This is a genomic window from Erwinia pyri (assembly GCF_030758455.1).
Classification (GTDB): domain Bacteria; phylum Pseudomonadota; class Gammaproteobacteria; order Enterobacterales; family Enterobacteriaceae; genus Erwinia; species Erwinia pyri.
The window spans coordinates 2,853,310-2,875,502 of the sequence record NZ_CP132353.1 but is presented as its reverse complement, the minus strand read 5'-3'; the positions used below and the strand labels follow the sequence as shown (position 1 = coordinate 2,875,502).

Here is a 22,193-nt window from a genome sequence, read left to right as displayed (position 1 = left end):
ATGCTCAGACTCCTGCAGGGCGTCAGCACGCTGATGATGGTAGCCTGGCCACTTATGGTCTGGCTCTCGCTGACGCATCCCGCCTGGCGCTGGTTGCTGCCTCTTGCCGCCGTGTTGTTTATTCTGCGCTGGCTGATGCTAAGAGGGCGGCAGGGGGCGCTTGCCCTGCTGGGCAAATGGCTGGCGCTGGCCGGTGCGGCGTTAAGTCTCAGCACTCTGTTTTTGCGTGAAAACCATCTGCTGCTGTGGTATCCGGTAATGGTCAACGCAGTGATGCTGATGCTGTTTGCTGGTTCATTATTCAGCCGTATGCCGCTGGTAGAGCGTCTGGCCCGGCTGCGTGAACCTGACCTGCCGCCGCGCGCGGTGCGCTGGACACGGCGGGTAACGCAGATCTGGTCGCTGTTTTTTATCATTAACGGGAGCGTCGCGCTGGCGACCTGCCTGATGAACAATCTTCTCTGGTGGACGTGGTGGAACGGGCTGGTCAGTTATCTGTTGATGGGGCTGCTGATGGCGGGCGAATGGCTGCTGCGGCAGCGAATGAGAAAGCAGGCATGAGCACGCTGCCCATGGCGCAGTGGCTGAGCGCGCCCTCTGAAGGGGCGGTAGCGCGCCGTGGAATGGAGCTGCTCAGCCGTCAGCAGTGGCAGCAGGCGGTGGCGGCGTTGGGCCATCGTCTGCTGGCACATCCCGCCCGCAGGTGGGCGCTCTGCTTTGAAGACAGCTATCTGTTCAGCGTGGCGCTGCTGGCCGCGCTGCATGCCGGAAAAGTGCCGGTGATCCCCGGCCACTGTCGCGAGTCGCTTTTACAGGAGCAGAGCAGCGAGTTTGACGCGCTGTTAACCGACGCCTCGTTTACGCTTAACTGCCCAATCCTCCAGCTTCCTCTCTCTGTAGATGCAGAAGCAGCCCGCTGTTCCGCTCTGCCTGCGGTTTGTCCCGATGCCGTTGTCGTCCTGTTTACCTCCGGCTCGACCGGCACCCCGCGGCAAGTGATCAAGCCGGTGCGCGCGCTCGACGAAGAGGCGCGCTGGCTGGCGGATCACTGGGGAGATCGCCTTGCGCAATGCACGGTGATCGCCACGGTCAGCCATCAGCATCTCTATGGCCTCACCTTCCGGCTGATCCTGCCGCTGGCGTTGGGGCTGCTCTTTGAGTGTCGTCAGATCCTCTATAGCGAGCAGCTCTCTGCGCTGGCGGCCTCTGAAGATCACCTGTTGATCAGCAGTCCGGCCTTTTTACGCAGGCTGGACCGCACCCTGCCTGCGCCACGCTGCAAGCTGATCGTCTCCGCAGGCGGCGAACTGCCCTGGTCCTGCGCGCAGGAGGTCAACAGCTGGCTGAATCAGCCGGTAGAGGAGATATATGGCAGCACCGAAACTGGCGTGCTGGCGGTGCGCAGCCGCACCTCTGAACAGCAGCTATGGCAACCCTTTAGCGGCGTGAGTTTCCTGCAGGATGCCCAACAGCGCTGGTGGGCCAGGTCGCCGCTGATCCCCCAGCCACAAGGATTGCAGCTGGACGATAAACTTCTGTTTACTCACGCAGGCTTCCAGCTCGGCGGCCGCTACGATCGCACGGTAAAAATTGAAGATAAGCGCGTTTCGCTGAGTGAAATTGAGCGAAGGCTGCTGGCGTTGCCGCAGGTGGTGGATGCCGTGGCGCTGGCAGTCAGCCGTCCTGAACGCAACGGCATTGGCGTGGTGCTGGTGCTGGATGCCCACTATGATGAAAGCACGCTGGCGCAGATGAAGCGCGAATGGCGGCACGAACTCTACCGCTGGCTGGAGCCGGTTGCCATGCCGAGGTACTGGCGAATTGTGAACAGCATCCCTCATAACAGCCAAAGCAAGCGTGCCTGGCCACAAATACAGGAGCTATTTTATGCTGCCCGTTGAGCTTTCCCGCCAGCAGCAGGCTGGAAAAGCAGAAGTTTTACTGCAGGTGGAACCCGATCTCTTCTGGTTCCGCGGCCATTTCCCCACGCAGCCGTTATTGCCCGGCGTCGCCCAGCTTGACTGGGTGATGCATTACGGCGTGACCATGCTGGCACCCGACAGGCAGTTTTCGGCGGTTGAAAACATCAAGTTTCAGCAGCCCATTCTGCCGGGCCACACGCTGAAACTGACGCTGAGCTGGCAGAGTGAGAAAAGCTGTCTGCAGTTCGACTATCAGATCCTGGGCGGCGAACAGCCCCTGCGCGCCAGCAGCGGGAAGATCACGCTGTGCTAGCGGACTTTTCCCCCTGCGTGGTGATCCCCTGCTATAACCACGGGGCGATGATGGCTTCCGTGCTGGCAAGGCTGGCCCCTTTTAGCCTGCCGGTGTTTATTATCGACGACGGCAGCGATGAGGCTACGCAGGGCTGCCTGGCCGCATTAGATCATGCTAACGTCACGCTGATTCGTCTGCCGCAGAATCGGGGTAAGGGCGCGGCAGTGATGCGCGGGCTACAGGCCGCTGCCGCTGCCGGATTCAGCCATGCGCTGCAGGTTGACGCTGATGGCCAACATCAGATTGAGGACAGCCCTGCGCTGCTGGCAGCCGCGCGCCAGCATCCGGCTTGCCTGATTTCCGGCCAGCCGATCTATGACGACTCGATCCCCAAATCTCGTCTGTATGGCCGTTACATCACCCATTTCTGGGTTTGGGTGGAAACCCTGTCGTTTTCCATCAGGGACAGCATGTGTGGCTTCCGCGTCTATCCTCTGGCGCCGACGCTGGCACTGGCGACGCGCCATCCCATCGGAGCGCGGATGGACTTTGATACTGAAGTCATGGTGCGCCTTTACTGGCGCGGCACGCCAAGCCGTTTTATTCCCACCCGCGTCACCTATCCTGTTGATGGCGTATCGCATTTCGATGCGCTTCATGACAACCTGCGCATCTCCTGGATGCATACGCGCTTGTTTTTCGGCATGCTGCCGCGCATCCCTTCGCTGCTTAAGCGCCGCCGCGAAGAACACTGGGCGGGCATAAAGGAGCGTAAGGGGCGGTCGGGGCTGAGATTTATGCTGTGGGTTTATCAGCTCTTCGGTCGCGGGGTATTCACCCTGTTGCTCTGGCCGGTGATCGGATTTTACTGGCTTACCGGCGGCCCTCAGCGGGCAGCTTCCCGTCAGTGGATCAAACATATTCGCCAGTATGCCCGCCAGCAACATCGCTCGCTGCCCGGCCGGGTGAACAGTTTTCATCACTATCTGCGTTTTGGCGAATCGATGCTGGAGAAAATTGCCAGCTGGCGGGGCGATCTGCGCTGGGGGAAAGAGATCGATTTTGCTCCCGGTGCCGAAGAGGCGATCGCCGGCGGCAAGCCAGGCGGCAGGCTGATCCTGGCCTCGCATCTCGGGGATATTGAAGCCTGCCGGGCGCTGGCGCAGCAGGTGAGCGGGCTGGTGATCAATGCGCTGGTCTTTACCGACAATGCGCAGCGTTTTCGTCAGGTGATGGATGAGATAGCGCCAGAGGCGAGCAGGCATGTGATGCCGGTGACGGAGATTGGCCCGGAAACCGCCATTTTGCTGCAGCAGAAGCTGGATGCCGGCGAGTGGATAGCGATAGTGGGTGACCGTACAGCCGTCAATCGCCAGCGAGGCGGGGTAAGACGGGTGATTTGGAGTGAGTTTCTCGGCAAGCCCGCGCCTTTTCCGCAGGGACCTTTCGTGCTGGCTGCTGCGCTGCGCTGTCCGGTGCTGCTGATGTTTGCCCTGCGGGAAGAGGGAAAGCTGCGGCTGCACTGTGAACCCTTTGCCGACCCGCTGGTATTACCCCGCGCTACGCGCCAGCAGGCTTTACAGCAGGCAGTGGACAGGTATGCCGGAAGGCTGGCGCACCACGCGCTGATAGCGCCGCTGGACTGGTTTAATTTTTTCGATTTCTGGCAACTGCCGGAGCAACCGCAAACGGATGAGAAAGAGGAATCACAGTGTTAAACGACCCGCGTTTTTCTGTTGAAGTGGAAATGAGCATTCCTTTTCATGATGTTGATGCCATGGGCGTTGTCTGGCACGGCAACTATTTCCGCTATTTTGAGATTGCCCGCGAAGCGCTGTTGCGAAAATTTAATTATGGCTATCGGGAAATGAAAGCCTCTGGCTACCTCTGGCCGGTGGTGGATACGCGGGTGAAATACCGCGCGGTGCTGACCTTTGAGCAGACCATTCGCGTGCGCGCCACGCTGGAAGAGGTGGAGAACCGGTTGCGTATCGGCTATCAGATCTTTGACGCCCGGAGCGGTAAGCGCCTCACTACCGGCTATACCATTCAGGTAGCGGTGGAGGAGAGCAGCCAGGAGATGCGTTTCGTCTCGCCGCCGATCCTGTTTGAGCGCCTGGGAGTGCAGCCATGATCCGCTGCCTGCTTGCCGGGCTGCTGCTGTTAAGCGCAGCTGTTCAGGCGGTGACGCTTGACGATCTTCAGCAACGTTTCGCCAGCCAGGCGGTAGTGCGGGCTGACTTTACCCAGCTACGGGAGATCAAAGGGATGGCGCCGCTGAAATCGAGCGGCGAGCTGCTGATTGCCCAGGATCAAGGGTTGTGGTGGCATCAGGCCAGGCCTTTCCCTCTGACGCTGGTGCTGGATGAAAGCCGCATGATGCAGGTGATGAACGGCCAGCCCCCGCAGATCGTCACGGCTGAGAGTAACCCACAGATGTTTCAGTTCAATCATCTGCTGCGCGCGCTGTTCCGCGCCGATCGTCAGGTGCTGGAGCAGAACTTCGCGCTGGATTTTCAGGATCGCGGGCAGGGGAGATGGCAGCTGGTTCTGACGCCAAAAACCTCACCGCTGGATAAATTATTTAATAGCATCACCCTGCAGGGGGCAGCCTGGCTGGAGGCAATTGAGCTGAACGACCGTCAGGGTGACAAAACGGCAATTTCTCTCAGCAATCAGCGTACCACGACCAGCCTGAGCAGTGAGGAGCAACAGCGTTTTGTTTTCTGATACGCCACGTCGTGTTGCGCTGGGCTGGCTGGCGATCTGCCTGGTGCTGGTAGCCTTGCTGGTCATGCTGTTGCCCAGAGCGACCATCAACAGCAGCGTGCTGGCGCTGCTGCCGGAACAGGCGATGGGGGAGATCCCTCCCGAGCTGCAACAGGGTTTTATGCAGCGCCTGGATCGCCAGCTTGTCTGGCTGGTCAGCGCTGGCGATACCCCCGATCCGGCCGTAGCGGAGTGGTATCTGAAGCAGCTACAGGCGCTGCCGATGCTGCACAATGTTCAGGGACCGATGGCGGCTGACAAACAGCAGGCCTGGGGGAAATTTGCCTGGCAGCACCGCAATGCGCTGATCGACCCCGCCACCCGCGCCAGGCTGGCAAACGGCGGTTCGGCGCAGGGCGACTGGGTGCTGGCACAGCTCTATTCAGCCTTTGCTGGCGTCAGCGGGCAGGAGCTGTCGCATGACCCGCTGCTGCTGGTGCGCGGTGCGCAGCTGGCGCTACAGCAAAACAGCGGAAAACTTGGCCTGAGCCAGGGCTGGCTGACCACCACCGATAAGCAGGGAAGAGTGTGGTACTTCCTGCATGGTGAACTCAACGGCAGCTCTTTCGATATGCAGCAAAGCCGCGCGATTGTGGCGCAGCTTGCCGCTCTTAAAAACCGACTGGAGAGAAACTATCCAGAGGCGCAATTGCTTTCCCGGGGCACGGTCTGGTTCAGTGATTATGCCAGCCAGCAGGCAAAGCACGATGTCTCCACGCTAGGGGTGGCCACCGTTATCGGGGTCCTGCTGCTGGTATTTTCCGTGTTTCGTTCATTTCGTCCGCTACTGCTTTGCGCCCTGTCGGTAGGTGTGGGGGCGCTGGCCGGGATTGTCGTAACGCTGTTGCTGTTTGGCGAACTGCATCTGATGACGCTGGTTATGAGCCTGAGCATTGTCGGTATCTCGGCGGACTATACCTTGTATTACCTGACGGAGCGTATGGTTCACGGTGCGGAGGCCACGCCTGCGCAGAGCCTGCAAAAAGTGATCCGCGCCTTGCTGCTGGCATTAGGCACGACGGCGATTGCTTGGCTGATTATGCTCTTTGCACCCTTCCCGGGAATTCGTCAGCTGGCTCTCTTCGCCGCCGTGGGGCTGACCGCCTCCTGCCTGACGGTGATCTGCTGGTATCCACTATTAGTGAAGGGATTGCCGGTTCGTCCGGTCCCGCAGTTAGCCCTGATGGGGCGCTGGTTAGCAAGCTGGCGAAGAGACCGGCGGCTCCGCCTTGGCCTGCCGCTGCTGGTGGCGGCCATTTCACTCACTGGTCTGGTAAAGCTGCAGGTAAATGATGATATCTCGCAGCTCCAGGCGCTGCCGCCAGCGCTGCTGGCGCAGGAGAAACAGGTAACGCAGCTGAGCGGACAACGCGCCGATCAGACCTGGATGGTGGTTTATGGCGACACGCCGGAGCAGACGCTGCAACGGCTTGAGGCGCTTGCTCCTGAGCTGGAGAAGGCCAAAACGCAGCAGTGGCTGCAGCAGTATCGTCTGCTGCCGCTCGCCTCTTTACGACAGCAGCAGCAGGATAACATCCTGCTTAACAACGCCGCGCCTCAAGTGATGGCGCAGCTGCAGCAGGCGGGTGTGCAGGTTGCCGCGCCCGATCTTTCAGCCATGACATTAACGCCTCAGCAATGGCTTAACAGCCCAAACAGTGAAGGATGGCGTCTGCTGTGGCTTTCTGTTTCACAAGGCCGTAGCGGTGTGCTGGTGCCGGTGGAAGGGGTGAGCAACAGCGCCGCGCTGGCCGCGCTGGCTAAAAGTCTGCCGGGCGTGAGTTGGATCGATCGCAAAGCCACCTTTGATCGGCTCTTTGCCTTTTACCGCACGCTACTGGGCTGGCTGCTTGCGGCGGCGCTGGTCGCCATCGCGCTGAGCTATATCTTCCGGCTCGGCTTACGGCAGGGGGCAATCAGCGTGCTGCCCTCGGTGTTGTCGCTGGGGGGCGGGCTGGCTGCATTGTCACTTTCCGGGCATTCACTGAACCTCTTCTCCCTGCTGGCGCTGGTTCTGGTACTGGGGATTGGCATTAATTACACCCTTTTCTTCAGTAATCCCCGCGGCACGCCGATAACCTCGTTGCTGGCGGTGACGCTGGCAATGGCAACGACCCTGCTGACGCTGGGCATGCTGGTCTTCAGCAGCACCCAGGCGATCGCCAGCTTTGGCATTGTGTTATGCAGCGGCATCTTTACCGCGTTTTTACTGGCTCCCCTGGCCATGCCGCCTAAAAGGAAAAAGAGATGAGAGCGACTGCCGTGGCCGCGCTTGCCCTGATGCTGCTGGCGGGTTGTGCCAGCAAACCGGATGAAACCCGTCCCGAAGCCTGGCTGGAGCCTGGCGTTAAGGTGACGCTGCCCGCGCCGGGTATTACACCCGCCTTCACTGAGCAACAGCTGCTCACCGGGACTTTTAAAGGCAAAAAGCAGTCCCTGCTGGTGCTGCTTAGCGCAGAGAGTCAGCAGCTGACGCTGGCGGGGCTCTCCTCGCTGGGGATCCGGCTGTTCAGGGTAACTTACGACAGCAGCGGCATTCATACCGAACAGTCGATTGTTCTGCCCGAGATGCCGCCAGCCAGCCAGGTGCTGGCTGATATTATGTTGAGCCACTGGCCGGTAGCGGCATGGCAACCCCATCTGCCTGCAGGCTGGACGCTGAAGGATAGAGAAGATCGCCGCCAGCTGCGCGATCAGCAGGGCAAACTGGTTACCGAGATCCGCTATCTGCAGCGCGGCGACAGGCGTGAACCTGTCAGCGTGCAGCAGTTTGCGTTTGGCTATCAAATACTTATTCAACATCTGGATGCACAATGATTTACATTTCGGCGGTGGGCATGCTCAGTGCGCTGGGAAACGATATGGCAGCTACGGCCATTAATCTGGCAGGAAGTGTCGCGCCCGGCATGCGTCCGGACAGCGGCTGGCTGCTGCACGGTAAACCCTGCTGGAGCGGGAGGGTGGATGCCGATCTGCCGGAGATACCTGAAACGTTTGCCGCGCATCGTAGCCGAAATAACCAGCTACTGCTGGCCGCTCTGCAACAAATCCAGCCGCAGGTTGATGAGGCGATCGCCACCTTTGGCCGCGATCGTATCGCTGTGGTGCTGGGCACCAGCACCTCCGGCCTGAATGAAGCGGATAACCGGGTCGCAGAGCAGGCTGATAATTATCACTATTATCAGCAGGAGCTGGGCGATCCGTCGCGTTTTCTGGCGCACTATCTGGCGCTGTCTGGCCCCGCCTACACGCTTTCCACCGCCTGCTCCTCCAGCGCCCGCGCGTTGATCAGCGGGCAGCGGTTGCTTGAGGCTGGCCTGGCGGATGTGGCGATCGTTGGCGGGGCAGATACGCTGAGCCGCATGCCGGTTAACGGCTTTGACAGCCTGGAGTCGCTCTCGCCCACGCAATGCGCGCCGTTCAGTAAGCAGCGGGACGGTATCACCATCGGCGAAGGCGGGGCGTTGATGGTGCTGACCAAAACGCCTCAGGCCGTGGCCATTCTGGGCGTGGGGGAATCCTCTGATGCATACCATATGTCCGCGCCGCATCCTCAGGGCGAAGGGGCGATTCGGGCGATTACGATGGCGCTCAAGCAGGCGGATCTGGCACCCGGCGCGTTGGGGTATATCAATCTGCACGGCACCGCCACGCGGCTGAACGATCGGATCGAAGCGGATGTGGTCAGCCAGATCTTTGGCGATACCGTTCCCTGTAGTTCCACAAAGCATCTGACCGGACATACGCTGGGGGCAGCGGGCATTTGCGAAGCGGCGATAAGCTGGCTGCTGCTTACTCAGCCTGTGCCGCTGCCGCCGCAGGATTTCACCCTCACTGTTCAGGATGATACGCTGGCAGAGTGTGGGCTGTTGTGCCAGCCTCGCCCGCTCTCCGGCTCCGCCATAATGAGTAACTCTTTTGCCTTTGGCGGCAATAATACCTGCCTGATTCTGGGAAAGCATAATGGTTGATGACAAACGGGCGGTTGACTATCTGCCGCATGATGCGCCAATGGTGCTGGTGGAAGAGGTTCTCTGGGTAAGCGAAGAGAGTGCCTGCTGCCAGGTAACAGTTGGTGAGGGCGTGCTGTCGCCTTTTCTCAATGCTGAGGGCGATCTTCCCGCCTGGTTCGGCATTGAAATTATCGCTCAGACCATCGGCGTCTGGTCCGGCTGGCACGGACGTGCACAAAATAACAACAAGCCCTCGCCAGGGATGCTGTTGGGCGGTAGGGGATATCGCTGCCAGGCAGCAGTTTTTCCCGCAGGGGCCACGCTTGAAGTTACCGTCACGCTGTTAATGCGCGATGAAAAAATTGGCAGCTTCGAGGGTAACATCACGATTAATGGCGAACATTACGCCAGCGGCAGGTTAAATACTTATCAGCCTGACCGGGAAGAACTCAACCAACTTATGCAACAGGGTAATAACCAATGACGCGTTCAGTACTGGTCACGGGTGGCAGCAAAGGTATTGGCCGGGCGATAGCCCTGCGGCTGGCTGCCGAAGGTTTTAGCGTCGTTGTGCATTATCACAGCGACCAGGCGGGAGCAGAAGAGACGCTGCGCCAGATGCAGCAGGCGGGCGGCGAAGGGCGCTCGCTGGGTTTTGATATCGCCAACAGAGAGCAGTGCCGCACGCTGATAGAGCAGGACATTGCCGATTTTGGTGCCTATTACGGCGTGGTCAGCAATGCGGGGATTACCCGCGATGGTGCGTTTCCTGCCCTGAGCGAAGAGGACTGGGACAGCGTGATCCATACCAATCTGGACAGTTTCTACAACGTTATTCACCCCTGCATCATGCCGATGATTGGTCTGCGCAAAGGGGGGCGTATTATTACGCTGTCATCCGTTTCCGGGCTGATGGGCAATCGCGGGCAGGTCAATTACAGCGCCGCTAAGGCAGGCATTATTGGTGCCACCAAAGCGCTGGCGATTGAGCTGGCAAAGCGCAAAATCACCGTGAACTGTATTGCACCAGGCCTGATCGATACCGGAATGATCCAGATGGAGCCGGTTGCGGTTGAAGAGGCGATGAAGATGATCCCGATGAAGCGGATGGGGCAGGCTGATGAAGTGGCTGGCCTGGCAAGTTATCTGATGTCGGATATCGCAGGTTATGTGACCCGTCAGGTTATTTCCATCAACGGAGGCATGCTGTGATCCGCCGGGTTGTGGTAACGGGAATGGGCGGCGTGACGGCGTTCGGCAACAGCTGGCCGGAAATTTCAGCGAGAATGCGTGCCGGGCGGAATGCGGTGCGTAAGATGCCGGAATGGCAGGTCTATGACGGCCTTAATACGCTTTTAGGCGCACCGGTTGATGATTTCACCCTGCCGCAGCACTACACGCGTAAACGCATCCGTTCAATGGGCCGGGTTTCACTGATGGCGACCCGCGCCAGTGAACTCGCGCTGGAGCAGGCCGGGCTGCTGGAACATCCCGTTCTGAACAATGGCGAGACCGGTATCGCCTACGGCTCATCGACCGGCAGTACCGGGCCGGTGAGCGAATTTGCCACCATGCTGACCGAGAAGCATACCAATAATATTACTGGCACCACGTACGTGCAGATGATGCCGCATACGGCTGCGGTAAATGCCGGTCTTTTCTTTGGGCTGCGTGGCCGGGTGATCCCGACATCCAGTGCCTGCACCTCTGGCAGCCAGGCCATTGGCTATGCGTGGGAAGCGATCCGACACGGTTATCAGACGGTGATGGTGGCAGGCGGGGCAGAGGAGCTTTGTCCGTCAGAAGCGGCGGTGTTCGATACGCTGTTTGCCACCAGTCAACGCAACGATGCGCCAGAAACTACGCCTTCTCCTTTCGATAAGCAGCGGGATGGTCTGGTAATAGGCGAGGGCGCAGGGACCCTGGTGCTGGAAGATCTGGAGCATGCAAAGGCGCGTGGTGCGACGATTTATGCGGAGATAGTTGGATTTTATACCAACTGTGATGCGGCGCATATTACGCAGCCTCAGCGTGAAACCATGCAGGTTTGTATGGAAGGCGCGTTGAAAATGGCCGGTCTGACTGCCGGTGATATCGGTTATATCAACGCCCATGGTACTGCAACCGATCGGGGCGATGTGGCCGAAAGTCTGGCCACGGCGGCAATTTTTGGCAACGGTACGCCGATCTCTTCTTTCAAGAGCTATTTCGGGCATACGCTGGGCGCCTGCGGTGCGCTGGAGGCCTGGCTGAGCATTGAGATGATGCGCGAAGGGTGGTTTGCGCCCACGCTGAATCTCACCGATCCTGCCGAGGATTGCGGCCAGCTGGATTACATCATGCACCAGCCGCGCGAGCTGCAAACCGATTATGTGCAGTCGAATAATTTCGCGTTCGGCGGCATCAATACCTCGCTGATTTTCCGCCGCTGGACGGAGTAGAGATTAGATGCGGGCGGACATTGGTTGGATTTGGCGTTGCCTTTGATTTTAGCGCTCACACAGGTCAAAACCAGCTACGGTGATTTGGCGTCACCCCGAAGCTCGTTATCCAGGACGCCGTGAATCCCTCCCTGGAGGCTTCGCTGCCGCATCCCTGCGGCAGAGACCTGGCTAACGAGCTCCGGGGCGCCACCCGTTAAATTCAGCGTTGTTGGTGGGCTTAGCGTTCACACGGGTCAAAACCAGCTGCGGTGAAAAGGCGTCACCACAGAGCACGTTATCCGAGACGCCGTAGTGCAGAATATTAAACCAGTTATAGAGCTAGCATTAGCGCAAGCCTGGATGCCGCATCCCTGCGGCATACACTCGGCTAAGGCACTCCTGGGTGCCACCCGTTAAATTCAGCGTTGTTGGTGGGTTTAGCGTTCACACAGGTCAAAACCAGATTTGATACTGGACGTGGACGTTGGTTTTATTTTCTCTGACAGGCAACACCAACGCTGGGGGGAAGGGAGAGGGGGCTGATAAGCAAAAGCTAAGCGGCATGGTCGCCGCTTCGCAGCCCCCACGGAAGGGTTCACGGCGTTTTTGTGTTCAGCCCCCTCTCCCTGATCCTGTTACCCTACCCCCAGATAAGTGCCCTTAAAGCAAGCCACACAAGACACATCATCCCTGACCAGAACAGCAATTCCTCAGACAACGTGCCCTTAAAGCAAGCCATATAAGACTCATCACCCCTGACCGTGCCAACCATACTGGTCGGGTGGATAGATATGACATCTACATCTGTCAGGGAGACCCGCGTGAGTTAAAGCTTTCGCTCTCTTACGATTTCTGATCCCGAAGGGCGGCAGCAGCGGCCCGTTTTATGACTAAAGCGAAACGAGTCAGAATAGCGGCATAACCCGGTTCAGCAGCTGAATTCCAGCGCTTAAGCCTCGCTTGCCAGGGAAAATTTTTATTTCTGTCTTCTCAACAGACTAACCATTTTATCAGGGTCAGACTGTGCTATAGTACAGTCTTCCTGATCGTCAGGGGAGAGGAGTCAGGTTGACAGGGAAGGGTCAAAGCAAAAATTTTGTTTCGAATTTTTTGCTAATCCTCTGAATAGTTTATGGATCATCCGGTTTCGCCCAGTGAAGGCGAGCCTATAAAATATACTGGCTTTAAACACGGGACGTTTGGCCAGCAGATGATGATAAAAAATGAACAACCATCCTGAACACGATTTTCCCGAAGAGCCTCATTTATCACTGGACGATGCGCAGTTCGCTATCGTTGCTCTCGCTCTCACCTCATTTACGCTGATCGTTTTTGTGCTGATCATCACTCTCTGGATGACCTGACCAACCGCCTGCACCCTGTTTAAGATAGCCTTCACTCCTGATTGGATTCAGGATGTGAGGCCCGATCGGCCTGCTTCATCCTGATTAACTGACTGCGGATCTCAAGCGCATAAGGTTCATAAATCGTTCTGTTACCGTTAGCATCGGGCAGACCAAACAGGCCGCCGGGTGAACGCCGCCCATCCGCCCAGGAAGGGTAGTCAACGGCTGGAAACAGAGAGATGCCCTCTACCTGCACGCTTTTATCTAATGCCGCACTCGTTTGCTCTACCACATATTTCAGCCAGGGCACGCGCTGGTCACCCTCAGCACCTGTTTCCGCAATCAGCAAGGGGCGCTGGTACCGCTGCCAAATCTCCTCCAGTAAAGAGGCGAGAGAACGATATTCGGGCTGATGCGGCTCAAGCGGTTCACCAGTGATAAACCACTGATTGTCGGGATACCAGGTCACCCCTATGACGTCGAACAGCGCAGGATCGCCCCCCAGTTCCGGCTGCAGACGACCGCAAAGCATATCCCATGCCTCAAACTGAGCTTCATGTTGATGACGGGCATTTTGCTGGCTGGCGTCGGAGCGCTCCGACGAGGCTATGTGAACCAGCGGATCGGTCAGCACGAATTTTGCCGCTGGCAACTCTTCCCGAATGGCGCGCATAGCCGCCAGGGAGGCACGAACCAGCTGCTGTTTTAATTCTCTGCCGCGGCCCGTTACGCCAGGATTGAACCAGGCGACGTCGCCTCCGGCCCAGGACCAGAAAGAGATCTGGTTCATGGGGGTGATAAAGGGAGCCTCAAATCCTTCATCACGCATCAGGCAGGCGGCCGCGCGGGCAAAAGCAGCAAAGCGATCGATAAATTCTGGCTGCCAGATATCCAGCCCGCTGGGCCAGCCAAAGTGCGCCAGCTCCCATATCATCTCAATATCGTGGTTTCTGGCTGCATGTAACATCGGCAAAAAAGTGGACCAGTCATATTCGCCAGGCTGTTTCTCAATCAGATACCAGCGGGCGCCGTCTCGGGCAGTCAGCAAATTTTCTGCAGCCAGTTGAGCATAATCTTTATTAAGTAGCGTATCGTGACCGCTGTTGACCACCAGATCCACGCGACGGCCCTGGTCACGACAGGCGGTTGAGCAGGCAAAGCTGCCCTGAAAGAAGCTCTTGAACAGCGTTGGCCGGTGGCGCTGAGTCGCAGGTGTTAGCGTGTCGGTATTCATGGCATCTTCCTCTTCGCAGGGACTATCACAACGCATTGCGCTAAGTCTAGACTACCTGACTAAACTGACCGCAATCAGAACAGTCGCATGACAATGTCATTCAACTGCATTAATAATGGATCCAGCAGGAATTTACCTGAACTAAGGACAATTGATGGCTGAAGCCTATACTCCGGAACCCTACGAGCCAGCCTTTGAGCACTCCCGGCTGACCCGGGCCGTATCGCCGCTGGTGGAAAATCACCCTGAGCACAGCGGCATCCATCCGCTTGAAGATGGGCTTGATGCCTTTGCCGCCCGCTATCTGCTGATGAGTATGGCGGAGCACACGCTGGATATTCAGTATTATATCTGGCAGAACGATATGTCTGGCCGGCTGCTGTTCAGCGCCGTGCTGGAGGCTGCCGATCGGGGGGTTAAAGTCCGTTTGCTGTTGGATGACAACAACACCATGGGGCTTGATGAGACGCTGACTCAGCTCTCTAAACATAAAAATATCCAGATCCGCCTCTTCAATCCCTTCTCCTTTCGTACGCTGCGTGCGCTGGGCTATCTGACCGACTTTGCCAGGGTGAACCGGCGTATGCACAACAAAAGCTTCACCGTAGACGGGGAGGCCACCATTGTCGGCGGGCGCAACGTGGGCGATGAGTATTTTGGCGCGGGCGAAGCGCCACTCTTTTCCGACCTGGACGTACTGGCCATCGGGCCGGTGGTTGGGGAAGTTGAAAAAGATTTTGAACGCTACTGGAAGAGCCGCGCCGTTGAACCCTTTAACAAGGTGGTTGATATCAATGAGGAGCGGGCACACGCCGCCGTAAAGCTGCCTGAAGCCTGGCACAGCGATCCTAAGGTTGAGCGTTATCTTGAACGTATCCACGCCTCCTCCTTTGTTACGCAGCTGGAAGCAGGCGATCTGCCGCTGGTGTGGGCGAAAACGCGCTTGCTGAGCGACGATCCCCGTAAAGGGCTGGGTAAGGCTAGAGCGGGGTCGTTACTGCCGCAGCGCATGCTGGAAGTGATTGGCAAACCTCAGTCGCAGTTCGATATCATCTCCGCCTATTTTGTGCCGACCCGCGCCGGTGTGGCGCAGCTGCTCTCGCTGGTGAGACACGGCGTAAAGATCGCCATTCTCACTAATTCTCTGGCGGCGAACGATGTCTCTATAGTGCATGCGGGCTATGCAAAATGGCGTAAGAAGCTGCTGCGGCACGGCATCACGCTTTATGAACTGAAGCCTCACTCCGCAAATGAAGCGCCGCATGACCGTGGCCTCACCGGTAATTCAGGCTCCAGCCTGCACGCCAAAACGTTCAGCGTGGACAATGAAAAAGTCTTTATCGGGTCGTTCAATTTTGATCCCCGTTCAGCCATGCTGAATACCGAGATGGGTTTTGTTATCGAGAGCGAAGCACTGGCCAGCAGCATCCACCAGCGCTTTATCAGACAGATACAGGAGCGCGCCTGGACGCTGCGCCTGGATAAGTGGGGAAGAGTGAACTGGGTGGAATATCCGGGAGAAGGGGATAGAGAGCAGGTTCATAAACATGAACCCCGCACCCGTTTTATGCAGCGACTGATGGTGCGGCTGGTATGGCGTTTGCCTATCGAGTGGCTGCTGTAAGTTGCCGGTGGGCAGTGTAAAAAAGCAGAGAAAAGGGCGGAATTTATCCGCCCTTTTTTATTCAGCGCTGCGGTTTACCTGAGAACAGGAAGCGCAGCAGCGGAATACGCAGGTGGATCTCGTAGAGCAGAAACGCGATGCCAAACACAAAGAGCAGCCCGGTAAAGAAGCCCACGGTGTTGTTGCTGATGTGGGGCACCAGGAATATACCAAACAAGATGGTCAGCGGATGGTGCACCAGGTAGATAAACAGCGAGGCATTGACCAGGTAAGTCACGCGAGGCGAATGGGAATTAAGCAGGCGATGGCCCAGCGAGAACACCACGTTCACCATCCACAGCCCCATGGTCATTGACACAATGGCGTCAATCTCATAGAGCCAGCCTTCCCCTTTGCTGTAAGTCTGGTTCAGGACATAAGCCACGAAAGCCAGGGCGGAGCCGATAAATGTCCAGGGCACCGGTTTTACAAACAGCGCCTTAAGCGCCGGATACTTCCAGGACATAGCGCCCAGGAAAAAGAACGGCAGGAAGAACAGGGATTGCATCACCGCAAAGTTAAACAGCCCGTCGCCCAACATTTGCGGAGCAAACAGGAACAGCAGACGACGAACCGCTCCCCACGTGAGGGCGCAAAGCAGAATGGCAAAGGTTAATTTGGTCCAGGTAATGTCAGAATACTCTGTTTTTGACCCCTTGCCGTCACGCAGCCATCTGAACAACCAGAGACCTAGAGTCGTCAGGACCACCAGCACCAGCAGGAACCAGAGGTGCGAAATCAGATCCCACGCAAGGGCGTTGAATTTCTGGTAAAGAGAAAAGGCATGCCAGTCACCTATCTTATTGGTCCAGGCCTTAAGCATAAAGAATTGCGGCACCGTCAGAAGGGGAATTGCCGCCAGCATCGGGATCCCCACGCGTTCCAGCCTGACTTTCAGCCATTCTCCTGAGCGGTAGCGCAGATAAAGCATGTAGGAAAAATAGCCGGAGATGACGAAAAACACCTGCATGCGAAAAGCATGAATAAAATCATTTAGCAGGGTAAGCCATTCAGAAGGTAGTGCACTGTTAACCGACCATGACTGCGTGGAATAAATCAGGGAAACGTGAAACGGCACGCCCAACAGCATTAAATAAGCCCTGATCGAATCAAAAAAATACTCTCTTTCCTGTTTCTTTGTCGTCATAATCATCCAGTATTCAACACGTTATTGCAGTGGCTCACCCTGAACCACGCTAAAGCTTAACGCTCACTTTAGGCGAGAATTTGCGAGTATACTATCAGGCTAATCTGTATCAGTTAAACACTTGAGAATAAGGCGCTTACAGCAGAGAAGGCGATGAACTAAATCATTGCCGAGCTGTCGGAATGCTGAATAATCCATTAAGATGGATAGGATTGATTTAAGCACACGAAAGGGGGGGATGTGCTGATTAAAATGAAAAATAAGCCAAAACTGATGAAATTGCGCTGGCTTGGCGTAACGGTTTTGCTGTCAATGTATGCCAGCTCAAGCTGGGCATTCAACATTGATGATGTAGCAAAGCAGGCAAAAGATTTGGCTGGGAAAGGGTATGAAGCGCCGAAAAGCAATTTGCCTTCCCAACTGCGCGACATGAAATATGCGGATTATCAGCAGATTCAGTTCAATCGTGACAAAGCCTACTGGAGTAAGCTGAAGACCCCATTCAAGCTTGAGTTCTATCATCAAGGGATGTACTTCGACACGCCGGTGCAGATTAATGAAGTCACCGCATCGACGGTTCGACAAATTAAGTATTCACCTGATTACTTTAACTTTGGCAACGTAAAGCACGATCCGGAAACGGTAAAAAACCTCGGTTTTGCCGGGTTCAAGGTGCTTTACCCGCTGAACAGCAAAAACAAGAAGGATGACGAGATCACCAGCTTCCTGGGCGCGAGCTATTTCCGGGTTATTGGTGCAGGCCAGGTCTATGGTCTCTCTTCTCGTGGTCTGGCTATCGATACGGCGCTGCCGTCCGGTGAAGAGTTCCCACGCTTTAAAGAGTTCTGGATTGAACGTCCAAAACCTTCTGATAAGCATCTGGTGATCTATGCACTGCTGGACTCACCTCGGGCAACAGGGGCTTACCGCTTCCTGATCACCCCGGGTAAAGAGAGCACCGTAGACGTGCAGTCTAAAGTTTACCTGCGCGATAAAGTCGGCAAGCTCGGTGTGGCGCCGCTGACCAGTATGTTCCTGTTTGGGCCGAACCAACCTTCGCCAAACCTGAACTTCCGTCCGCAGCTACACGATTCCAACGGTCTCTCTATCCATGCCGGCAACGGCGAATGGATCTGGCGTCCGCTCAACAACCCGAAACATCTGGCGGTCAGCACCTTTACCGTCGAGAACCCGAAAGGTTTTGGGCTGCTGCAGCGCGGACGTGACTTCGACCAGTATCAGGATCTGGACGATCGTTACGATCTCCGTCCGAGCGGCTGGATTGAACCACAGGGTGACTGGGGTAAAGGCCGCGTAGAGCTGGTCGAGATCCCGACGGCCGACGAAACCAACGACAACATCGTTGCGTTCTGGACGCCGGAAAACCTGCCGGATCCTGGCAAAGAGATGAACTTTAAATATCGTCTGCACTTCACCCGGGACGAGAGCCAGCTGCATTCGCCAGATTTGGCCTATGTGAAAGATACGCTGCGCTCAACGGGCGACGTGAAACAGTCTAACCTGGTTCGCCAGCCTGATGGCACCGTAGCCTTTGTGGTCGATTTTACCGGTCAGGAGATGAGCAAGCTGCCCGATACCACCCAGGTGACGCCTCAGGTCAGCATCGGTAACAACGGTGAGCTGGTGGAAAACAGCGTGCGCTATAATCCGGTAACCAAAGGCTGGCGTCTGGTAATGCGTTTACGCATTAAAGACAACAAGCAAGCTACCGAGATGCGTGCTGCGCTGATGAACGGTGATAAGACGCTGACAGAAACCTGGAGCTATCAGTTGCCTGCCAATGAATAAGCCTACTGTACTACCCACTGACTATATCGATGCGCTGCCCCTTCCCCCGGAGCGGAAAGGGGCGCTGCGCGAGACGCTGCCTGAACAGCCCGAGGAGGCGTTTGTTCAGCTACACCACGCGCTCGCAGAAGGCGCCCCTGCAGCGGAGCGTCCTGACGACGTGCCGCTGGAGTCGGTCAAATCACGTATTGAGATGAGCTGGCCAGATTCGCTGGGCCGCGGGGAACAGTTCGACACCGATGAGCTCAACCGCACCACGCTGAAGGCTATGCCTCGCCACAGCCGCTCCTCCATGTATCCGGAAGCCTGGCGCACCAACCCGGTTGCGCGCGCCTGGGATTCCGTGCGTGGCCGCAAATCCACCCATCGCTATGCCAATGCTGAAGAGCAGCGGCAGGAAGATAAGTGGCGACATGTTGGCTCGATCCGCCGCTATATATTGCTGCTGCTGACCATCGCACAGACCGTTGTAGCGACGTGGTACATGAAAACCATTTTGCCTTACCAGGGCTGGGCGCTGATCGATCCTATGGAGATGATCAACCAGAACTGGCAGCAGTCGGTGCTGCAGATCCTGCCTTACGTGCTGCAAACGGGGATCCTGTTCCTGTTCGCGGTGCTGTTCTGCTGGGTCTCTGCCGGGTTCTGGACGGCGTTGATGGGCTTCCTGCAGCTGATGATGGGCAAGGACAAGTACAGTATCTCTTACGGTCTGAACGGTGATGAGCCGATCAACCCGGAGCACCGTACTGCGCTGATCATGCCCATCTGTAATGAAGATGTGGAACGCGTTTACGCGGGTCTGCGCGCCACCTGGGAATCGGTGGTCAGAACGGGCGAACAGCAGAACTTTGACGTCTATATCCTGAGCGACAGCTATAACCCCGATATTGCGCTGGCCGAGCAGAAAGCCTGGATGGAGCTGGTGCGTGACGTGGGCGGCGAAGGGCGCATTTTCTATCGCCGTCGCCGTCGCCGCGTGAAGCGTAAAAGCGGCAACATCGATGACTTCTGCCGTCGCTGGGGCAGCCAGTACAGCTACATGGTGGTGCTGGATGCGGACAGCGTGATGAGCGGTGAGTGTCTGACCGGTCTGGTGCGCATGATGGAAGCGAACCCGAACGCCGGTATTATCCAGTCTTCGCCAAAAGCGTCAGGTATGGATACGCTCTATGCTCGTTGCCAGCAGTTTGCTACCCGCGTCTATGGCCCGCTGTTTACTGCCGGTCTGCATTTCTGGCAGCTTGGGGAGTCCCACTACTGGGGGCATAACGCCATTATCCGTGTCGCGCCGTTTATCGAGCACTGTGCGCTGGCGCCGTTGCCGGGTGAAGGTTCGTTTGCCGGTTCCATCCTCTCCCACGACTTTGTGGAAGCGGCGCTGATGCGCCGTGCAGGCTGGGGCGTGTGGATTGCTTACGATCTGCCCGGTTCGTATGAAGAGCTGCCGCCAAACCTGCTGGATGAGCTCAAGCGAGATCGCCGCTGGTGTCACGGTAACCTGATGAACTTCCGTCTGTTCCTGGTAAAAGGCATGCACCCGGTTCACCGTGCGGTATTCCTGACAGGGGTGATGTCCTACCTCTCTGCGCCGCTGTGGTTTATGTTTCTGGCGCTCTCAACCGCGCTGCAGGTGGTGCATACGCTTATGGAGCCGCAGTACTTCCTGCAGCCCCGGCAGCTGTTCCCCGTCTGGCCGCAGTGGCGCCCTGAGCTGGCGATAGCGCTCTTCTCCACCACCATGGTTCTGCTGTTCCTGCCGAAGCTGCTCAGTATCATGCTGATCTGGTTTAAAGGTGCGAAACAGTACGGCGGCGTGATGCGCGTAACTCTTTCTCTGTTCCTGGAGATGCTGTTCTCGGTATTGCTGGCACCGGTGCGTATGCTGTTCCATACCATTTTTGTGGTCAGCGCCTTCCTGGGCTGGGAAGTGGTGTGGAATTCACCGCAGCGTGATGATGATGCCACGCCATGGAGCGAAGCGTTCAAGCGCCACGGCTGGCAGATGGCGCTGGGTATCGTCTGGGCAGCAGGAATGGGCTGGCTTGACCTGAACTTCCTGTGGTGGCTGGCGCCGATCGTCTTCTCGCTGATCCTGTCGCCTTTCGTTTCGGTCTACTCCAGCCGCTCGACAACAGGTAACGCCTCTAAACGCGCCAAGCTGTTCCTGATCCCGGAAGAGTACGAGCCGCCGAAAGAGCTGATGGATACCGATCGCTACCTCGAACTGAACCGCGAGCGCGCGCTGAAGGATGGCTTTATGCACGCGGTGTTTAACCCGTCGTTTAACGCCCTCGCCAGCGCAATGGCGACTTCCCGCCACCTGAAAAGCGATGTGCTGGAATTTGCCCGCGATCGCCAGGTCGATCAGGCATTAAGTGAATCACCGGCTAAGCTGGACCGCGATCGTCGCCTGGCGCTGATCAGCGACCCGGTGACGCTTTCAAGGATGCATTACCGCTTGTGGCAGCATGCCGACAAGTATCACGACTGGTTCGATTACTATAAGTCGCTGAAAATGAATCCGCAGGCGATTCAGCCAAAACCTTAAGGGTTGAACAGCATCAAGGCCGGGAGAACGCTCCCGGCCTTTTTTTATGTTTTACCCGGCGGAAAGCATGACAAAAATCTGACGGAAATTTTACCTGTTTTGCCTGAACGGCAGGGCGGGGTTACTCTACAATAGCGTGTTTTATTCAGAGAAAGGGACAAGGGTGATGAAGATGATATTCCGCAGCCTGCTGCTCGCCCTGAGCGTGCTGGTGCTGAGCGGCTGTGGTAGCATTATCAGCCGCACTTTCCCGGGCCAGGGGCACGGTAATCAATATTATCCCGGCGTGCAGTGGGACGTTCGTGACACGCCCTGGCGCTTTCTGACGATTATCGATCTGCCGCTGTCGCTGGTTGTCGATACGCTGCTGTTGCCTGTTGACGCCAGTCATGGGCCTTACGAATAAGTAGCCCGGCAGAATTGACCGGGCTGGCAGGCTTGCGCTATCGGGCAGGATTACTGGTAGCGGTCGGAGTCGCTGTTGTCATCTTCCCATTCGTCCGCTGCGGCCTTACCTTCTTCGGTATCCAGCGGCGGCTCAAGCTGAAACTCACCTTCGTCCCACTCGTGCAGCGTATTTTCCGGCAACCACTCCTGACGCAGCTCAATCTCGTCGAAGTCGTCATCAAAAATAGCCTGAGCTGCTTCGCCGCTGCGCAGAGAGAGGCACTCTCCTTCGTCGCCTTCATTGGTAAAGAATTCGGCCTGCCACATGATATCGCCATCCTGCATCACATACTTCTGCAGATTGAACTGACCAACCGAAGCATCCGCTTCTTCCACTTCCGGGTTTGCCGCAAGGTACTCTTCACGCGCGGCGTCTATGGCCTCTTCCAGCGTTGCAAACATGCTCATGGGGATTTCTCCATAACTTCATTTTCAGGTTTTAGAAGGATAGTCGAAGTTTGGTCAGGGGAAAACCTGAGAACAAAAAAAGTTATCAGGCGGTTTTATCACCATGTTTCAGTGAGTTACTGAAGAGATCATAGCCAGAAAAGCCGATGTTCAGATTTAAATCAGCCAGGGGCAGAAGCAGATCCTACCACCAAACTTCCCGGCAAGAGAAGGTTAGCGCAAAAGG

The 22,193-nt window shown here is 56.9% G+C and carries 20 protein-coding genes; 17 read left to right on the top strand and 3 right to left on the bottom strand.

Annotation, left to right across the window (positions count from 1 at the left end; translation table 11 throughout):
- The 13 genes from Q3V30_RS13550 to Q3V30_RS13490 all read left to right on the top strand — a co-directional run bounded on the left by Q3V30_RS13550 (nt 1) and on the right by Q3V30_RS13490 (nt 12,726).
- Nucleotides 1-561, top strand: a complete 561-nt coding sequence (locus Q3V30_RS13550) for a COG4648 family protein (protein WP_306206484.1) — start codon at nt 1-3, stop codon at nt 559-561.
- Nucleotides 558-1,901, top strand: coding sequence for an AMP-binding protein (locus Q3V30_RS13545; protein WP_306206483.1), 1,344 nt, complete (start codon nt 558-560; stop codon nt 1,899-1,901). Before Q3V30_RS13550 ends, Q3V30_RS13545 begins: the two co-directional genes overlap by 4 nt.
- A complete protein-coding gene (locus Q3V30_RS13540) occupies nt 1,888-2,235 on the top strand; it encodes an ApeI family dehydratase (protein ID WP_306206481.1) in 348 nt (115 codons plus the stop codon). The genes Q3V30_RS13545 and Q3V30_RS13540 overlap by 14 nt, the downstream gene beginning before the upstream one ends.
- Nucleotides 2,229-3,935, top strand: a complete 1,707-nt coding sequence (locus Q3V30_RS13535) for a glycosyltransferase family 2 protein (protein ID WP_306206479.1) — start codon at nt 2,229-2,231, stop codon at nt 3,933-3,935. Before Q3V30_RS13540 ends, Q3V30_RS13535 begins: the two co-directional genes overlap by 7 nt.
- Nucleotides 3,929-4,351, top strand: a complete 423-nt coding sequence (locus tag Q3V30_RS13530; RefSeq protein WP_306206477.1) for an acyl-CoA thioesterase — start codon at nt 3,929-3,931, stop codon at nt 4,349-4,351. The genes Q3V30_RS13535 and Q3V30_RS13530 overlap by 7 nt, the downstream gene beginning before the upstream one ends.
- A complete protein-coding gene (locus Q3V30_RS13525) occupies nt 4,348-4,947 on the top strand; it encodes an outer membrane lipoprotein carrier protein LolA (RefSeq protein ID WP_306206474.1) in 600 nt (199 codons plus the stop codon). The genes Q3V30_RS13530 and Q3V30_RS13525 overlap by 4 nt, the downstream gene beginning before the upstream one ends.
- Entirely contained in the window at nt 4,919-7,237 is a 2,319-nt protein-coding gene (locus Q3V30_RS13520; protein ID WP_306206472.1) for an MMPL family transporter, read from the top strand. The genes Q3V30_RS13525 and Q3V30_RS13520 overlap by 29 nt, the downstream gene beginning before the upstream one ends.
- Nucleotides 7,234-7,803, top strand: a complete 570-nt coding sequence (locus Q3V30_RS13515) for a DUF3261 domain-containing protein (protein WP_306206470.1) — start codon at nt 7,234-7,236, stop codon at nt 7,801-7,803. The genes Q3V30_RS13520 and Q3V30_RS13515 overlap by 4 nt, the downstream gene beginning before the upstream one ends.
- Nucleotides 7,800-8,957, top strand: coding sequence for a beta-ketoacyl-[acyl-carrier-protein] synthase family protein (locus tag Q3V30_RS13510; RefSeq protein WP_306206468.1), 1,158 nt, complete (start codon nt 7,800-7,802; stop codon nt 8,955-8,957). The genes Q3V30_RS13515 and Q3V30_RS13510 overlap by 4 nt, the downstream gene beginning before the upstream one ends.
- Nucleotides 8,950-9,423, top strand: a complete 474-nt coding sequence (locus Q3V30_RS13505) for a hotdog family protein (protein WP_306206466.1) — start codon at nt 8,950-8,952, stop codon at nt 9,421-9,423. Before Q3V30_RS13510 ends, Q3V30_RS13505 begins: the two co-directional genes overlap by 8 nt.
- A complete protein-coding gene (locus Q3V30_RS13500; RefSeq protein WP_306206465.1) occupies nt 9,420-10,151 on the top strand; it encodes a 3-ketoacyl-ACP reductase FabG2 in 732 nt (243 codons plus the stop codon). Before Q3V30_RS13505 ends, Q3V30_RS13500 begins: the two co-directional genes overlap by 4 nt.
- A complete protein-coding gene (locus Q3V30_RS13495; RefSeq protein WP_306206463.1) occupies nt 10,148-11,380 on the top strand; it encodes a beta-ketoacyl-ACP synthase in 1,233 nt (410 codons plus the stop codon). The genes Q3V30_RS13500 and Q3V30_RS13495 overlap by 4 nt, the downstream gene beginning before the upstream one ends.
- A 1,205-nt stretch (nt 11,381-12,585) precedes the next feature.
- On the top strand, nt 12,586-12,726 hold the full coding sequence (locus tag Q3V30_RS13490) for a hypothetical protein (RefSeq protein WP_306206461.1): 141 nt from the start codon (nt 12,586-12,588) through the stop codon (nt 12,724-12,726).
- Nucleotides 12,727-12,757: 31 nt separating this feature from the next.
- Here Q3V30_RS13490 and Q3V30_RS13485 read toward each other — a convergent pair whose 3' ends face one another.
- Nucleotides 12,758-13,942: a glycoside hydrolase family protein gene (locus Q3V30_RS13485; RefSeq protein WP_306206459.1), complete on the bottom strand. Its 1,185-nt coding sequence runs from the start codon at nt 13,940-13,942 to the stop codon at nt 12,758-12,760.
- Between the two features lie 154 nt (nt 13,943-14,096).
- Here Q3V30_RS13485 and Q3V30_RS13480 point away from each other — a divergent pair, with 154 nt between their 5' ends.
- A complete protein-coding gene (locus Q3V30_RS13480) occupies nt 14,097-15,566 on the top strand; it encodes a phospholipase D family protein (protein WP_306206457.1) in 1,470 nt (489 codons plus the stop codon).
- Nucleotides 15,567-15,627: 61 nt separating this feature from the next.
- Here the strand turns inward: Q3V30_RS13480 and mdoC are convergent, their stop codons facing one another.
- Nucleotides 15,628-16,752, bottom strand: coding sequence for a glucans biosynthesis protein MdoC (mdoC, locus tag Q3V30_RS13475; protein WP_306206455.1), 1,125 nt, complete (start codon nt 16,750-16,752; stop codon nt 15,628-15,630).
- Between the two features lie 270 nt (nt 16,753-17,022).
- Between mdoC and Q3V30_RS13470 the strand changes: the two genes are divergently transcribed.
- The 3 genes from Q3V30_RS13470 (at nt 17,023) to Q3V30_RS13460 (ending at nt 21,518) form a co-directional block, all read left to right on the top strand.
- The gene (locus Q3V30_RS13470; protein WP_306213206.1) at nt 17,023-18,561 is read left to right on the top strand and encodes a glucan biosynthesis protein G; all 1,539 of its coding nucleotides are present in this window, start codon (nt 17,023-17,025) and stop codon (nt 18,559-18,561) included.
- On the top strand, nt 18,554-21,112 hold the full coding sequence (gene mdoH, locus Q3V30_RS13465; protein WP_306206453.1) for a glucans biosynthesis glucosyltransferase MdoH: 2,559 nt from the start codon (nt 18,554-18,556) through the stop codon (nt 21,110-21,112). The genes Q3V30_RS13470 and mdoH overlap by 8 nt, the downstream gene beginning before the upstream one ends.
- Before the next feature lie 166 nt (nt 21,113-21,278).
- On the top strand, nt 21,279-21,518 hold the full coding sequence (locus tag Q3V30_RS13460; protein ID WP_306206452.1) for a YceK/YidQ family lipoprotein: 240 nt from the start codon (nt 21,279-21,281) through the stop codon (nt 21,516-21,518).
- A 50-nt stretch (nt 21,519-21,568) separates the two neighbouring features.
- Here Q3V30_RS13460 and Q3V30_RS13455 read toward each other — a convergent pair whose 3' ends face one another.
- On the bottom strand, nt 21,569-21,967 hold the full coding sequence (locus tag Q3V30_RS13455; RefSeq protein ID WP_306206450.1) for a MysB family protein: 399 nt from the start codon (nt 21,965-21,967) through the stop codon (nt 21,569-21,571).
- Nucleotides 21,968-22,193: the final 226 nt, after the last annotated feature.

What these genes read in the sequence shown, in the direction of transcription:
- Q3V30_RS13550 (WP_306206484.1), top strand. Translation starts at nt 1, where the DNA reads ATGCTCAGACTCCTGCAGGGCGTCAGCACGCTGATGATGGTAGCCTGG.
- Q3V30_RS13545 (WP_306206483.1), top strand. Translation starts at nt 558, where the DNA reads ATGAGCACGCTGCCCATGGCGCAGTGGCTGAGCGCGCCCTCTGAAGGG.
- Q3V30_RS13540 (WP_306206481.1), top strand. Translation starts at nt 1,888, where the DNA reads ATGCTGCCCGTTGAGCTTTCCCGCCAGCAGCAGGCTGGAAAAGCAGAA.
- Q3V30_RS13525 (WP_306206474.1), top strand. Translation starts at nt 4,348, where the DNA reads ATGATCCGCTGCCTGCTTGCCGGGCTGCTGCTGTTAAGCGCAGCTGTT.
- Q3V30_RS13515 (WP_306206470.1), top strand. Translation starts at nt 7,234, where the DNA reads ATGAGAGCGACTGCCGTGGCCGCGCTTGCCCTGATGCTGCTGGCGGGT.
- Q3V30_RS13510 (WP_306206468.1), top strand. Translation starts at nt 7,800, where the DNA reads ATGATTTACATTTCGGCGGTGGGCATGCTCAGTGCGCTGGGAAACGAT.
- Q3V30_RS13505 (WP_306206466.1), top strand. Translation starts at nt 8,950, where the DNA reads ATGGTTGATGACAAACGGGCGGTTGACTATCTGCCGCATGATGCGCCA.
- Q3V30_RS13500 (WP_306206465.1), top strand. Translation starts at nt 9,420, where the DNA reads ATGACGCGTTCAGTACTGGTCACGGGTGGCAGCAAAGGTATTGGCCGG.
- Q3V30_RS13490 (WP_306206461.1), top strand. Translation starts at nt 12,586, where the DNA reads ATGAACAACCATCCTGAACACGATTTTCCCGAAGAGCCTCATTTATCA.
- Q3V30_RS13485 (WP_306206459.1), bottom strand. Translation starts at nt 13,942, where the DNA reads ATGAATACCGACACGCTAACACCTGCGACTCAGCGCCACCGGCCAACG.
- Q3V30_RS13480 (WP_306206457.1), top strand. Translation starts at nt 14,097, where the DNA reads ATGGCTGAAGCCTATACTCCGGAACCCTACGAGCCAGCCTTTGAGCAC.
- mdoC (WP_306206455.1), bottom strand. Translation starts at nt 16,752, where the DNA reads ATGACGACAAAGAAACAGGAAAGAGAGTATTTTTTTGATTCGATCAGG.
- mdoH (WP_306206453.1), top strand. Translation starts at nt 18,554, where the DNA reads ATGAATAAGCCTACTGTACTACCCACTGACTATATCGATGCGCTGCCC.
- Q3V30_RS13460 (WP_306206452.1), top strand. Translation starts at nt 21,279, where the DNA reads ATGAAGATGATATTCCGCAGCCTGCTGCTCGCCCTGAGCGTGCTGGTG.
- Q3V30_RS13455 (WP_306206450.1), bottom strand. Translation starts at nt 21,967, where the DNA reads ATGAGCATGTTTGCAACGCTGGAAGAGGCCATAGACGCCGCGCGTGAA.